The sequence below is a fragment of the Sporosarcina koreensis genome, from assembly GCF_001531445.1.
In the GTDB taxonomy this organism is placed as follows: domain Bacteria; phylum Bacillota; class Bacilli; order Bacillales_A; family Planococcaceae; genus Sporosarcina; species Sporosarcina koreensis_C.
On the sequence record NZ_LQYA01000116.1, the window covers coordinates 1 to 15,199 of the forward strand.

The 15,199-nt window shown below is 45.8% G+C and carries 14 protein-coding genes and 1 pseudogene; all 15 read left to right on the plus strand.

Annotated features, from left to right (window positions below; translation table 11 throughout):
* Nucleotides 1–2,035 (plus strand): translation initiation factor IF-2 (gene infB, locus AWV70_RS13445; RefSeq protein ID WP_060208045.1); only part of this gene is annotated, 2,035 nt, incomplete at its 5' end.
* Entirely contained in the window at nucleotides 2,032–2,310 is a 279-nt protein-coding gene (locus AWV70_RS13450) for a DUF503 domain-containing protein (RefSeq protein WP_060208047.1), read from the plus strand. The genes infB and AWV70_RS13450, both read left to right, overlap by 4 nt.
* Nucleotides 2,311–2,332: 22 nt before the next feature.
* Nucleotides 2,333–2,680 (plus strand): 30S ribosome-binding factor RbfA, encoded by a 348-nt coding sequence (rbfA, locus tag AWV70_RS13455; RefSeq protein WP_060208052.1) that lies wholly within the window; start codon nucleotides 2,333–2,335, stop codon nucleotides 2,678–2,680.
* A gap of 82 nt (nucleotides 2,681–2,762) precedes the next feature.
* On the plus strand, nucleotides 2,763–3,674 hold the full coding sequence (gene truB / locus AWV70_RS13460) for a tRNA pseudouridine(55) synthase TruB (RefSeq protein ID WP_060208056.1): 912 nt from the start codon (nucleotides 2,763–2,765) through the stop codon (nucleotides 3,672–3,674).
* A gap of 11 nt (nucleotides 3,675–3,685) precedes the next feature.
* The gene (locus AWV70_RS13465) at nucleotides 3,686–4,633 is read left to right on the plus strand and encodes a bifunctional riboflavin kinase/FAD synthetase (RefSeq protein WP_060208059.1); all 948 of its coding nucleotides are present in this window, start codon (nucleotides 3,686–3,688) and stop codon (nucleotides 4,631–4,633) included.
* 298 nt (nucleotides 4,634–4,931) lie between these two features.
* Nucleotides 4,932–5,201: a 30S ribosomal protein S15 gene (gene rpsO, locus AWV70_RS13470; RefSeq protein WP_060208062.1), complete on the plus strand. Its 270-nt coding sequence runs from the start codon at nucleotides 4,932–4,934 to the stop codon at nucleotides 5,199–5,201.
* Between the two features lie 154 nt (nucleotides 5,202–5,355).
* Nucleotides 5,356–7,479 (plus strand): polyribonucleotide nucleotidyltransferase, encoded by a 2,124-nt coding sequence (pnp, locus tag AWV70_RS13475; protein ID WP_060208065.1) that lies wholly within the window; start codon nucleotides 5,356–5,358, stop codon nucleotides 7,477–7,479.
* Between the two features lie 82 nt (nucleotides 7,480–7,561).
* Nucleotides 7,562–8,809, plus strand: coding sequence for a M16 family metallopeptidase (locus AWV70_RS13480; RefSeq protein ID WP_060208068.1), 1,248 nt, complete (start codon nucleotides 7,562–7,564; stop codon nucleotides 8,807–8,809).
* Between the two features lie 65 nt (nucleotides 8,810–8,874).
* Nucleotides 8,875–9,150 (plus strand): YlmC/YmxH family sporulation protein, encoded by a 276-nt coding sequence (locus AWV70_RS13485; RefSeq protein ID WP_060208072.1) that lies wholly within the window; start codon nucleotides 8,875–8,877, stop codon nucleotides 9,148–9,150.
* Nucleotides 9,137–9,916: a hypothetical protein gene (locus AWV70_RS13490; protein WP_060208075.1), complete on the plus strand. Its 780-nt coding sequence runs from the start codon at nucleotides 9,137–9,139 to the stop codon at nucleotides 9,914–9,916. The genes AWV70_RS13485 and AWV70_RS13490 overlap by 14 nt, the downstream gene beginning before the upstream one ends.
* A 12-nt stretch (nucleotides 9,917–9,928) precedes the next feature.
* Nucleotides 9,929–10,513, plus strand: coding sequence for a dipicolinate synthase subunit B (locus tag AWV70_RS13495; protein WP_060208078.1), 585 nt, complete (start codon nucleotides 9,929–9,931; stop codon nucleotides 10,511–10,513).
* 174 nt (nucleotides 10,514–10,687) lie between these two features.
* Nucleotides 10,688–11,719 (plus strand): aspartate-semialdehyde dehydrogenase, encoded by a 1,032-nt coding sequence (locus tag AWV70_RS13500; protein ID WP_060208081.1) that lies wholly within the window; start codon nucleotides 10,688–10,690, stop codon nucleotides 11,717–11,719.
* Between the two features lie 76 nt (nucleotides 11,720–11,795).
* A complete protein-coding gene (dapA, locus tag AWV70_RS13505) occupies nucleotides 11,796–12,686 on the plus strand; it encodes a 4-hydroxy-tetrahydrodipicolinate synthase (RefSeq protein ID WP_060208084.1) in 891 nt (296 codons plus the stop codon).
* A gap of 237 nt (nucleotides 12,687–12,923) precedes the next feature.
* On the plus strand, nucleotides 12,924–14,591 hold the full coding sequence (locus tag AWV70_RS13510) for a ribonuclease J (RefSeq protein ID WP_060208087.1): 1,668 nt from the start codon (nucleotides 12,924–12,926) through the stop codon (nucleotides 14,589–14,591).
* Between the two features lie 127 nt (nucleotides 14,592–14,718).
* Nucleotides 14,719–15,199 (plus strand): annotated as a pseudogene (locus AWV70_RS13515) (cell division protein FtsK); the annotation flags it as partial.

Genomic DNA, 15,199 nt, shown 5'->3' on the forward strand with positions numbered 1-15,199 from the left:
AGGGCAAGGAGCTCAAGGCGGCAACCGCCCGGCACAAGGCGGTCAGCGTCCAGGACAAGGAGCTCAAGGCGGCAACCGCCCGGCACAAGGCGGTCAGCGTCCAGGACAAGGTGCTCAAGGCGGCAACCGCCCGGCACAAGGTGGCCAACGCCCAGGTCAAGGCGGTCAAGGTGGCAATCGTCCGGCTGGACGCGGCGGAAGACCACCGGCACGCGGCATTAACCAAGGGCGCAGAAGACATCGTCCAGCTCCGATGCCGAAAGTGGAAAAGCCACTACCGGAAAAAATTACATTCTATGAATCGCTTACAGTCGGTGAACTTGCTAATAAATTGGGCAGAGAACCTTCTGAAATCATTAAAAAGCTCTTTATGCTTGGCGTCATGGCGACGATCAACCAAGAGTTGGATAAAGATGCGATCGAGCTGATTTGTGCTGAATACGAAGTGGAAGTAGAAGAGGAAATCCGCATCGATGTAACGGATCTGGAAATTTATTTCGAGGAATCCGAAGAAACCGAAGCGGAACTGACAGAGCGTCCTCCAGTCGTAACAATCATGGGGCACGTTGACCACGGTAAAACGACGCTTCTCGATTCGATCCGTGATACGAAAGTGACACAAGGCGAAGCTGGCGGTATTACACAGCATATTGGCGCCTATCAGATCAAAGCGGAAGGCAAGAAAATCACATTCCTAGATACACCTGGTCACGCAGCATTTACAACAATGCGGGCGCGTGGAGCAAAAGTGACGGATATTACCATTCTTGTCGTCGCAGCTGATGACGGTGTCATGCCGCAAACGATTGAGGCGATCAACCATGCGAAAGCAGCCGAAGTGCCGATCATCGTTGCGGTGAACAAAATGGATAAGCCGACTGCAAATCCAGACCGTGTCATGCAGGAGTTGACGGAGCATGGCCTATTAGCCGAAGCATGGGGCGGGGACACGATCTTCGTACCGATTTCCGCTTTAAAAGGCGAAGGAATCGATCAGCTTCTAGAAATGGTCTTGTTAGTGGCAGAAGTCGCGGAATTGAAAGCAAACAAGAATATCCGCGCAAGAGGTACTGTCATCGAAGCACAATTGGACCGTGGCCGTGGATCGGTCGCAACCCTTCTTGTACAGGATGGTACCCTCAGTGTAGGTGATCCGATCGTCGTCGGAAACACTTTCGGTAAAGTGCGTGCAATGATCAACGACCTTGGCCGCCGCGTGAAAGATGCGGGTCCATCCACGCCGGTAGAAATTACAGGTTTGAGCGATGTACCACAGGCCGGAGACCGCTTTGTCGTTTTCGAAGACGAAAAGACAGCCCGTCAAATCGGTGAATCACGAGCAGGAGACGCATTACAGGAGCAGCGTGGCGAAAAAACACGTGTGACGCTTGATAATCTATTTGATCAGATGAAACAAGGGGAAATGAAGGAATTGAACCTGATCGTCAAAGCCGACGTTCAAGGAACCGTCGAAGCGATGGCAGCTTCCCTTATGAAAATCGAAGTCGAAGGTGTAAATGTCCGAATCATCCATACCGGAGCAGGTGCGATCAACGAATCGGATATTTCCCTAGCTGCAGCATCCAATGCGATCGTCATCGGTTTCAATGTGCGTCCGGATGTCAATGCCAAACGTGCGGCTGAAGAAGAAGGCGTCGACATCAGATTGCACCGCGTCATCTACAAAGTGATTGAGGAAATCGAATTTGCGATGAAAGGATTGCTGGATCCTGAATACGAGGAAAAAGTAATCGGCCAAGCAGAAGTACGTGAAACATTCAAAGTCTCGAAAATCGGAACGATTGCGGGAAGCTACGTAACGGAAGGCAAGATCACCCGTGACGCAGGCGTCCGTGTCCTACGGGATAATATCGTGATCTTCGAAGGTGAACTTGATACATTGAAACGCTTCAAGGACGACGTCAAAGAAGTTGCAAGAGGTTATGAATGTGGAATCACAGTTAAAAACTTCAACGACATCAAGGAAGGCGACATCTTTGAAGCCTTCGTCATGGAGGAAATCAAGCGGGCATGATCGTCTATGCGGAATGCACATTCTTCATACCTGACGTCCATTCGTTAAAAGGTAAACGATCCATCTTGAAAAGAATGACGGATCGCGTGAAAAATGAATTCAACGTTTCCATCGCCGAAATCGACCATCAAGACTTATGGCAACGAACAACTCTTGCTCTCGTTTCGGTAGCTTCATCAAAAGACGCTGCCGAAGGGGAGACAAGAAGAGCCATCCGTTTTTTAGAATCGAATCCGGAATGGGAAATGACAGAAATGATACTTGATTATTATTGATACAGAATCGGGGTGACCATCCATGTCTATGCGTGCGAATCGCGTTGCTGAACAGATGAAGAAAGAATTAGGCGGAATCATCAGCCAAAAATTGAAAGACCCTCGTATCGGTTTCGTCACTGTGACGGACGTAGAAGTGACTGGGGATCTCCAACAGGCGACCATTTTCATTTCGGTATTAGGAAACGAAGCTGAAAAAGAGGCGACTCTTGCCGGCCTGTCAAAAGCAAAAGGGTTTATCCGCACGGAAATCGGGCAGCGGATCAGACTTAGGAAGACACCGGAAATCGAATTTGCATTTGATGATTCTGTCGAATACGGAAATCGTATCGAATCACTGCTTCGTCAAGTGAATAGCGAAGAAGAATGAATGATTGGAGGAAGTCGGCGTCCGAATGGACTTTCCGGCTTCCTCCATTTTGTATAAGTAAGTTAAAACAAGGAGGATATACATGGATGGAATTCTGCCTTTATGGAAACAAAAAGGGATGACTTCGCATGATTGCGTATTCAAACTCAGGAAAATCTTAGGCATGAAAAAAGTCGGGCATACGGGTACACTTGATCCGAACGTGGAAGGCGTCCTGCCAATTTGTCTTGGGCAAGCTACAAAGGTTGCGGAATACGTGACCGATGCAGGCAAAGAGTATATTGCCACTGTTGCGATCGGAACTTCAACTGAAACAGAGGATGCAGAAGGCGCAGTAGTCTCGTCAGACGATTCCTATAAAACCTTCAGCCGGGAAGTGCTTCTTCAAGCGCTTGATCAGCTTACCGGCAAGATTGTTCAAATTCCACCGATGTATTCCGCTGTAAAAGTGAATGGCAAAAGGCTGTATGAATACGCCAGAAAAGGAATCGAAGTTACAAGACCGGAGCGGACTGTACATATATACGAAATCGAATTGCTTGATGACAGGGAGCTGTTCGAAGGAGAAGAAATCACGTTCATGATCAGGATTGCATGTGGAAAAGGCACATATATCCGAACGTTATCCGTGCAAATCGGAGAAAAGCTAGGATTTCCCGCCCATATGGCAACGCTGGTTCGGACGGCTTCCGGGAACTTCGTTCAAGAAGATTGCTTGACGCTTGAGGAAGTGGAGCAGCTGAAAAAACAAGAATCCCTTCAACGACAAATCCGTCCGCTTGAAGACGCGCTTGCAGATTTTGAATTTGTCGAAATCGACGAAGACTTGTATGGTAAAATAGTAAACGGACAAGTATTACCACGGCATCCTTCACTAGCAAATAGGGAGGAAATCGTTTTCACCAAATCGGAAAAGGCGATTGCCATCTATTGCAACCATCCGACAAAAGAAGGATTGATGAAACCTGAAAAGATGTTTCCATTCAATCAGTAGGGGAGAGTCTCATGGAAATTTACCATTTGCAATATCCATCTCAAACAACTATCGATGATAAAGGCCCTTTTTCACTAGCTATCGGTTTTTTCGATGGGCTGCACAAAGGACATCAGACAGTTATCAAAGAAGCGAAAGCCAAAGCGGAACAACTGAGTATCCGCTCCGCCGTCATGACATTCGATCCCCACCCGTCACATCTATTTGGCAAGGGAAGAGAAAAGATCGGCTATATTACAAAGTATCCAGAAAAGTCACGCCTTCTAGAAGGAATGGGAATCGACACCCTCTTCATCGTTACATTTGACTGGGACCTTGCATCCCTTTCACCGGAGAGCTTCATTGATATCTTCATTAAAGGCTTGGGCATTAAGCATGTGACTGCCGGATTCGACTTCACGTTCGGCTCAAAAGGAGCAGGTACGATGGAACAGATGGCGGCGCTTTCTAATGGCGAATATGGCACGACAGTCATCGAAAAAGTGACGGATTCCGATGAGAAAATATCATCGACCCGGATCCGGAAGCTTCTTTCCGAGGGGAACGTCGAAAAGACCGCTTCATTGCTCGGAAGACCGTTCAGAACGGTTGGAACCGTCATAGACGGCGAGAAGAGAGGCAGGCTGCTCGGGTTCCCGACGGCTAATGTTTCCATCGACGAAGAGACGATCTTGCCTGCAAATGGCGTTTATGCTGTACTGTTTTCTGTAGGCGGTCAATCATATAAAGGTGTTTGCAATGTCGGGGTGAAACCTACCTTCCACGATCCCGATACAATAAAACCAAACGTAGAAGTCCATGTGCTCGATTTCAGCTCTGATCTATACGGGAAAGAAGCAACTGTCGATTGGATCGCTCGAATCCGGGCAGAACAAAAATTCAATTCAGTAGATGAACTTATCGAACAAATAAGTAAGGACAAGGAAACCGCTAGACAATTGTTAAGTAAGATGTATTAATAATCTGTTAAACGTGATTCCAGCTACTTGGAGTGCAAGGCGGCGACTCCTAGGGGATAAGCATGAGCTGAAGACCCCGCAACGAAGCGTAGCGAAGTGAGGAGGCTGAAGCCATGCCCCTGGAAAGCGTCCGCCTGAAACGGAAAGTAGTGGTGTAATTTGGGACTTCTCTGTTGCATCCGCAATCCGCGCATGTTATGATAAATCAGTGCAACAGCACAAACCTTTCCTTGGCAATTCGAATCACCAACGTTTGCTCGGGATTTGGGGATATTTCAATTATTAGGAGGTGAAAAGGATGGCTATTACACAAGAGCGTAAACATGAATTGATCAACGAATTCAAAACTCATGAAAACGATACTGGATCTGCTGAAGTACAGATCGCTATCCTTACTGAAGAGATCAACAACTTGAACAACCATTTACGTACACACAAGAAGGATCACCATTCTCGTCGTGGTCTTTATAAAATGGTCGGTACTCGCCGTAGATTGCTTAAATACCTACGCGAAACTAAAGTTCAAAGCTACCGTGATCTTATTGCCAAACTCGGCCTTCGCCGTTAATAAGATGCATACGAAAAAGCGGGCCTTGCCCGCTTTTTTTTGTTGAACGATTAATATTACGATATATTTCGCATAAGTCCTTCTTTTTGATATACTACTACGTAATACATACTTCGTATGATGTCCATGTTTGAAATTAGAGAGGGGTACCATAATGACAGAACAGAAAAAAGTTTATACATTTGATTGGGCTGGGAGGCCGTTGACAATTGAAACGGGCCAGCTGGCGAAACAAGCGAACGGCGCCGTACTTGTACGATACGGAGACACAACCGTCCTATCTACAGCGACTGCTTCAAAAAATCCGAAAGCGCTTGATTTCTTCCCATTGACCGTCAATTATGAAGAAAGATTATACGCTGTTGGGAAAATCCCAGGAGGCTTCATCAAACGTGAAGGACGTCCATCAGAGAAGGCTGTATTGACAAGTCGTCTCATCGACCGTCCGATTCGTCCGTTGTTCGCGGATGGCTTCCGTAATGATGTACAAGTCATATCACTTGTTATGTCGGTTGACCAGAACTGTACATCCGAAATGGCAGCAATGCTCGGTTCGTCACTCGCATTGTCCATTTCCGATATTCCATTCGAAGGGCCGATTGCAGGTGTCCAAATCGGACGCATCGATGGCGAGTTCATCGTGAATCCGACTCCTGAACAATTGGAAGCAAGCGAACTAGACCTTGTCGTCGCTGGCACGAAAGACGCCATTAACATGGTAGAAGCCGGCGCGAAGGAAGTTGCGGAGGATGTCATTCTGGAGGCGATCATGTTCGGCCATGAGCAGATCATCCAGTTGATTGAATTCCAGGAAAAGATCATTGCTGAAGTCGGCAAGGAGAAAATGGAAATCACATTATTCGAGCTGGACGAAGCATTGCTAGCTGAAGTGAAGGGCAAATGCGAATCTGATTTGATCAATGCGATCCAGACAGAAGAAAAACACGCACGCGAAGAAGCGATCACTGCCGTGAAAAATGAAGTGATGGAACACTATACAAATGAAGAGTCGGATGAAGAGACGATTAAGCAAGTGAAGAATATTTTGGATCACCTTGTAAAAGAGGAAGTCCGCCGTCTAATCACAGATGAAAAAGTCCGTCCTGATGGCCGTGGATTGGACGAAATCCGTCCGCTAGCCTCGGAAGTGGGCATCTTGCAGCGCACACACGGTTCAGGATTGTTCACACGTGGACAAACTCAAGCGCTCAGCGTTTGTACATTAGGAGCTTTAGGTGAAGTACAGATTATTGATGGACTCGGACTTGAAGAATCGAAGCGGTTCATGCACCACTATAACTTCCCGAACTTCAGTGTAGGGGAAACAGGCCCGATCCGTGGACCTGGCCGTCGTGAAATCGGGCATGGTGCCCTCGGTGAACGTGCACTTGAAGCAATTATTCCAGATGAGAAAGAGTTTCCATATACAATCCGTCTCGTAGCGGAAGTATTGGAGTCGAACGGCTCGTCCTCCCAAGCATCGATATGTGCCTCTACCATGGCGATGATGGATGCAGGGATTCCAATCAAAGCACCAGTAGCGGGAATCGCTATGGGGCTTGTGAAAAAAGGGGACAACTACTCCGTCCTTTCAGATATCCAAGGGATGGAAGACCATCTCGGCGATATGGACTTCAAAGTGGCTGGAACTGAAAAAGGGATTACAGCTTTGCAAATGGACATTAAAATTGAAGGGCTTTCCCGTCAAATTTTAGAAGAATCGTTAACGCAAGCGAAAATCGGACGGATGCACATCCTTGATCATATGATGTCGACAATTTCTACACCACGTGAAGAACTTTCCCAATATGCGCCGAAAATCATCATGATCCGCATCAATCCTGACAAGATCCGTGATGTCATCGGACCTGGCGGAAAAGTGATCAATAAGATCATCGAAGAAACAAGTGTTAAAATCGATACGGAACAGGATGGCACGATCTACATTTCTTCTCCTAATTCGGATATGAATGAAAAAGCGAAGGCGATGATTGAAAATATCGTCCGTGAAGCAAAAGTCGGAGAGTATTATTTAGGGAAAGTGAAACGAATCGAGAAATTCGGTGCATTCCTAGAGATTTTCCCTGGCAAAGATGGACTTCTCCATATTTCCGAAATTCAGGAAGAGCGTACGAAGGCTGTTGAGGATGTATTGAAAATGGGCGATGAACTACTCGTCAAAGTCATCGAAATCGACAACCAAGGTCGTGTGAACCTTTCCCGCAAAGTCGTTTTGAAAGAAGAGAAAGAAGCGGCGGAAAAAGGGAAAAACGAATAACCGATTAGCATACTATAATGGAAAGCCCCTCTTTGCGATGGTGTGAAGATGGTGGCTTTTTATTCTTTCACGGGGGTAAAGCATGATACAAAAACAGATAAGTGAAAACGGCATCAGAATCATTCATGAAAAGATGCCATATGTCCGTTCAGTAGCAATCGGCCTTTTTGTAAAAGCCGGTTCCATCAATGAGACGGAAAAGGAATGGGGACTCTCCCATTTCGTTGAACATATGCTTTTCAAAGGAACAAAAACGCGCAGTGCAAAAATGATCGCGGAGCAGTTCGATCGAATAGGCGGGGATATAAACGCCTACACCTCCAAAGAGATGACGTGCTACTATGCGACGGTGCTCGATCATCATGCAGAAGAGGCGCTGACAATATTGGCGGATTTGTTTTTCAATTCCCGTTTTGACGGCACAGACATTCAGAGGGAGAAATCGGTCATCTTGGATGAAATTGCGTCAGTGGAAGACACGCCTGATGATGATGTCAACGAACGTCTTTGGTCTGTCATGTACCCCGAGCATCCAATAGGAAGGTCGATCGGCGGCATTAAAGAGACGATTGATACATTTAATAAGAAAATGATCGAAAGGTACATAGCAAGGCATTATACTGCTGAAAATATCGTCATTTCAATTGCGGGAAATTATGATGACCAATTGATCGGCTTCATCGAAAATCTTTTCAATCAGTTCCTGACAGGCGATATGGCGGAAGATACGAGTGAAGAAACGCATCCTGTTTTCCACAGTGGAACATCGTCAAAATATAAAGATATTGAACAAGCGCATATTTGTATCGGCTATCCTGGTTTGGCGCTTACTGATGATCGACTCCATGATTTGATCCTGCTGGATAGCATTGTCGGCGGCACGATGTCCTCTCGGATGTTCCAAAAGATCCGGGAGGAAAAGGGTCTTGCCTATTCTGTGTTCTCGTATTATTCATCGTATATGTCAACTGGCTCATTCGTCATATATGGGGGGACGGGACCGGAACATTTGGAGGAGATGGTGTCGACAATGGATCAGCTCATTGATGAAATTATGGAAGACGGAGTTACAGGGCAGGAATTGCAGAATGCGAAGGAACAATTGAAAGGCAGTTTCCTGCTTGGCCTTGAAAGTTCGGAATCCAGAATGCACCGGAACGGAAAGAATGAACTGATTCTATTAGACCATAAGACGATTGATGAAGTTGTTGAATTAATCGATAAAGTGCAACTGGAGAATGTCAATAAGATTGCACGCGAGATATTTGCCCGAACACGTTCGATTTCCATCATTGCTCCGAAAGAAACAGTGAAAAGAATCCATTTGTAGAAATGTGCAGCTTTGCCTCCCCTGAATCATATGATAAGTCAGGACAATTAGAAGGGGGCAAGGATATGCTGCTATCCGAAATGGCACAAAAAGAGCTCATTCAAGTGGAGGAAGGAATCCGCTATGGATTTCTTGCGGATACGGATTTGATTTTCAATCGGAAAACGGGCGCAATCATCGGCTTTGAAGTGAAAAAGAAATTCGGAAGATTTCCATTCCGCAATAAGGAACAGGAAACATCAGAATTCATCCCGTGGAGTGAAATCGTTTTGATCGGGGAGCATCGCATCCTATTTGGAAAAACGCATAGTCTGGGGGAATTTGATCTTGACGACAATTGATGGAAATTGGCTGTTCATCGGAACAGACCGAAGATTAGCGGAATGTAGCCGAATAATGAAGGAACATGGCTTCGATGTGCATCATTATGACAGAAATGATTATTCGGAGCAGTTAGCCGATATCCTTGACGAATGCTCTCCAACACATATCGTTTTTCCGATTCTGCAAATGGAAGGCACCATTCCTGTAGACAAAATTACTAAATCGGCAATTCTTTATCCGGGGGTGGCCGCTTCTGATTGGCTTGCCCCTTTTACAGCTGCGGGAATAACCATTCGCCCCTATTTGAAGGAAGTGGAGTTCGTCTGGGAAAATGCAGTTTTGACAGCAGAGGGATTTCTGCTTGAATACTATTCTTCGGCACAACGACGGATTTCAGGCGAGCATTTCCATATTGCCGGGTTTGGCAAGGTCGGAAAAATGACTGCAGCTGTACTTTCATCGCTAGGCGCTTCTGTTACCATTTTGGCGCGTTCTCAGGACCAGCTTGGGGAAGCAGCTGCAATCGGCTACAAAACAATGCAATTGCCGACTGGGATAGTGGACTTAAAAGGGATTCTCGTAAATACGATACCCGCGAAATGGCTGCAAGTCGGAACAGACTCCACATTACGCATTTATGATTTGGCATCTGCCCCTGGTTGCCTAAGGGAAAATGCCCCTGATGAATACTATACAATACACCTCGGATTGCCGGGAAAACACTTTCCGGCAGATGCAGCGAAGGCTTTGTCAGAAGCGTTGCTGAGGATGAATAGTAGATGAAAGGGGAATAAGATGCTACAAGGGAAAAGAATTGGCCTTGGTATTACGGCATCCCATTGTACGTATGACCAAATACTACCGGTCATCAGCGATTTACAGGACAACGGGGCGACTGTTGTTCCTGTCATTACACATTCCGTGTTGACCGCTGCGACTCGATTCGGTACAGGCGAGGAATGGATCGCGAGAATTGAAGAAGCAACTGGCGAAAAAGTCATCTCCACAATAGTTGGGGCTGAGCCGTTCGGTCCAAGCAACCCGGTTGATTGCATGATAATTGCACCGATGACCGGCAATTCCATCAGTAAATTTGCCAACGCGGCCACTGACTCTCCAGTATTAATGGCCGCTAAGGCTACTTTGCGAAATGGCAGTCCTGTGCTGCTCGGCATTTCAACAAATGACGCGTTAGGATTGAACGGTCCAAACGTCATGAAGTTATTGAATATGAAGAATGTATATTTCATCCCGTTCGGTCAGGACGATCCTTTCAAAAAGCCGAATTCATTAATCTCCGACTTTACATTAATGGTCCCCGCTGCTGCGGCCGCCCTCGAACATCGGCAACTACAACCATTATTAATTATTCATAAATAAAATAAAGATACAAAGCAGAAAATTTCCGGATATGATATACTTTCTCCAATGAACTCTTATAGGACATAGGATGCGGTTTTATCGATTGATGAAATTGAATTTTATTCGATTGAATCTTTAAACTAAAAACTGTATATTTATCCGATAGTCCTTATAAATGAAAGGGAGATTGAGATGAATAAAGAAAACCTGAATGTGGCAATTGTTGGAGCGACTGGAGCAGTGGGAACGAAAATACTTGAAAAACTATTGGAACGGAATTTCCCAGCGAAATCAATAAAATTACTAGCTTCGAAACGTTCGGCGGGAATTGAGATTGCCGCTGGCGGTCAAACATATATCGTTGAAGAAACGGTGCCTGAATCTTTTAAGGGCGTCGACATCGCATTTTTCAGTGCGGGAGGCTCCATTTCCCAAAAGTTTGCGAATGAAGCAGTGAAACATGGTGCGGTCGTTATTGATAATACAAGCGCGTTCAGGATGGATGAAAACATTCCGCTTGTCGTTCCTGAAGTGAACCCGCAAACATTGAAGGACCATTCAGGAATCATTGCGAATCCGAATTGTTCGACGATCCAAATGGTTGCGGCGCTTCAGCCGATCAAGGAGAAATTCGGCATTAACCGGATCATTGTATCGACGTATCAAGCAGTTTCAGGAGCGGGTGCTGAAGCGATCGATGAGCTTGATCAGCAAAGCACTCAATTTCAGGAACGTGCGAATATCAAAGCGGAGTTGCTTCCAAGTGCTTCTGCAGAACGCCATTACCCGATTGCATTCAATGCCATTCCACAGATCGATATGTTTGATGAATCGGGGTACACATTAGAGGAATTGAAAATGATGAATGAAACGAAAAAAATATTCGGCGACGAACAGATGGCAGTTACTGCAACTTGTGTCCGACTTCCAGTTGTGACAGGCCATTCGGAATCGGTCTATATTGAAACAAATGATGAAAACGCAACTGTTGACGATATCCGGTCCGCAATGGAAAAGGCACCAGGGATTGTTGTCCAGGATGACCCATCCGCACAATTGTATCCGATGCCGTTATTCGCTGAAGGGAAAGATGAAGTTTTCGTCGGCCGCATTCGGAAAGATCCGAAACAACCGGGCGGATTCCATATGTGGATCGTATCAGATAACTTATTGAAAGGCGCAGCACTCAATTCCGTCCAAATCGCTGAGGAATTGATTAAGTAAGATTGAAAGGGTAAAACAGTCATGGAACACCGAAGCGAGTGCTTCAACATAAAATCCATGAAAAGGAATGGTCAGATTGGAACTTGGACAAATAGGCACAGCGATGGTCACTCCTTTTTCTCAGTCTGGGGGCATCGATTTTGACTTGACGGAGCGATTGATCGAGCATTTGATCGCGACGGGGACGGATTCCTTGATCGTCTGTGGAACTACGGGGGAATCGCCCACGTTAAACCATCAAGAAAAATCGGATATATTTAAATATGCAATTGAAATCGTCCGAAAAAGGATTCCTGTCATTGCAGGCACCGGGACCTTTAATACAGCGGAAACAGTTAAACTAACAAAACAGGCGGATGAGCTTGGTGCGGATGGCATCATGCTTGTTACTCCTTATTACAATAAGCCCGATCAAAAAGGGATTGTCACGCATTTTACTCATATTGCTAGTGTTACGGACCTGCCGATTCTACTCTATAACATCCCTGGCAGAGCCGCGGTCAATATGGAGGCGGAAACCGTCATCGAATTATCGAAAATCAAAAATATCCGGGCTGTTAAGGAAGCGAGCGGCAGTCTTGATCAAATGTCCGCTATCATAACAGGCACGGATAATGGCTTCAAAGTGTACAGCGGAGACGATGCATTGACGTTGCCGCTACTATCGATCGGCGGAGATGGCATTATCTCTGTCGCATCCCATATCGCCGGTGCTGAAATGCAGCAAATGATTCGTGCATTCAAAGACGGTGATACGACTACGGCCGCATTGATGCATAGAACATTGCTGCCATTATTCCACGCTGTGTTTTCCGCTCCTAACCCTGTCCCGGTCAAATATGCCCTTGCCAAGCTGGGAATCGAGACAGGTGGAGTACGAATGCCGTTGACAGCTTTCGGAAAAGATTCCGCTGCCTTCGACGAAGTGTGGAATACATTTAAAAGAAACGAGCATATTTTTCAATAAATCAAAGCCGGTAGCAATCACCGGCTTTTTTTGTTTGTGTAGTTGGGGCATTCTCACGTATAATGAAACTTAGTCGTTGTGGACGGGTATAAGCAACAACCTAATAATAATGAAAATGGACAGTTGGAATTTAAATAAGAAAGCATAGGCGACCATTTTACAATCGCAAGAATTGCATACATAGACGGTTCAGATCCAACACCAGTCTTTTTCAATCAAAGTATAGGAGGAAGCAAAGTGGCAAAAACGAAAAACGAAATAATTAAAGTAATTCCGCTGGGAGGGGTCGGGGAAATCGGAAAAGCGATGTACGTCATCGAAATCGATGATGAACTATTCATCGTAGACGCAGGACTTATGTTCCCTGAAGGAGAAATGCTCGGCATTGACATCGTCATTCCGGACCTGGCATACATCGAGGAAAATAAAGATCGGGTGAAAGGGATCTTCTTGACGCACGGACACGAAGATGCGATCGGGTCCATCGCCTACCTGCTTCAAAAAGTGCAGGCTCCCGTGTACGGTTCCAAGCTTACGCTCGCCCTTGCCAAAGAGCATCTGAAAGAGATGCCGGCACCGGCAGGCGTGAAATTCTTTGAAGTGACGAATAAAAGCCGGATGAATTTCAAACAGACGTATGTGACGTTTTTCCATACGACTCATAGCATTCCGGATTCCCTGGGCATCGTCTTCCATACGAGTGAAGGTGCTATCGTCCATACGGGCGAATTCAAATTCGACCAATCTGCAAAAGGGAAGTATCGTCCGGATATCGCTAAAATGGCTGCATTGGGCGAAGAAGGCGTCTTCATTCTCATGTCCGATTCGAATGAAGCTGAACGTCCGGGCTATACAACATCCGAAACCGTCATTGAAGATCGGTTGTCAACTACATTCCATGCAGCGGAAGGTCGCATTCTCGTTGCCTTGTACGCCTCCAACTTCATTCGGATTCAGCAGGTTTTCGATAAGGCGCTCGAAACAGGCAAGAAAGTGGCCGTCGTCGGAAAGAGTTTGGAAAGCTATTTTGAAGTCGGGAAGCGGTTAGGGTATTTGCAAATTGATGAAGAAACGGTCATTTCCGTGAAAGATATCGGTAAATATTCCGATGATCAAATCGTGATTATCGTGACGGGCAATCAAGGCGAACCGCTCGACGCACTTGAAAAAATCGTCCGCAAACACCATAAAGATATTAAAATCAAAGATACTGACACAGTCCTTATTACATTCACACCATCTCCTAGCATGGAAGTGTCCATGTATCAGATGGCGAATGAATTATCGAAAGCTGGGGCGAACGTCCTTACAGCTTCGAAGAATGTACATGTATCCGGACACGGCAGTCAAGAAGACTTGAAATTAATGTTGAATTTGATGCAGCCGAAGTATTTCATTCCCATCCAAGGGGAATATAAAATGCTCATTGCGCATTCTAAGCTCGCTCAGCAGATCGGATTGCAAAAGTCCCAGATCTTCATAGCGGATAAAGGGGATATTGTCGAATATAAAAACGACAAGATGAGAATGAGCGGCCGTGTACAAGCCGGCAATATCCTCATTGACGGAATCGGGGTCGGAGATGTCGGCAATATCGTGTTGCGTGACAGAAAGCTATTGTCGCAAGATGGGATTTTTACTGTCGTCATCACGTTAAGCCGCAGACAGAAGAGAATTGCTGCCGGCCCGGAAATCGTCTCCCGAGGATTCGTATATGTGAGGGAGTCTGAGGAACTGCTCGATGAGTCTCGAAACCTTGTGAGGAAAATCGTGGAAAAGTATGTGAATAAAGATACGTTCGAATGGACAAACATAAAGCAAGAGATCCGCGATACATTGAGCTCTTATTTATTCCAACAAACGAAAAGAAGACCGATGATCATTCCGATTATTATGGAATATTAATCCAAAAGCGAAGGCGGCCGCTTAGTCCCTCGAGTCGCCAGAGTCTAGATGAAAAGCGCAACAAGAAGAAAAGGATTTCCATGCCGACCGGACGGCGGGAAATCCTTTTTTCGAAAGGAGAAGTGACATGTCCAAAAAAACAAAGAAAAAGAAAAAGGCAGCCGCTTCAAAAAAGAAGGATGACGGCCTCCATCCATTGCTGTACGAAGTGGCAGGTTTAACGATGATCGGCTTGGCTATCATCATTATTTTTGAGTTCGGCATCGTCGGAAGGGGTCTATCCTCTTTCACAAGACTGCTATTCGGGAATTGGCATGGAGCCATCCCGCTCTTATTAATTGTACAGGCGCTGCTCTTCATGGTGAAACGGAAGACGGTCGGTTGGAAAAACCGGATTGTCGGCGGAAGTCTTTTCATATTGGCAAGTTTGTTATTATTCAGCCACATCTATTTATTCAAAGAACTATATGAAAGCAAAGTGCTCATGTCCAATTCGGCATTTAAAGAGACATGGAAAGTGCTTGTCACAAATGAAGGGATTGCATCTAGAAGCGGAGCTCTCGGAGGAGGACTGGCAGGTGCGTTGCTTTTTGCGCTCTTCCATTCTT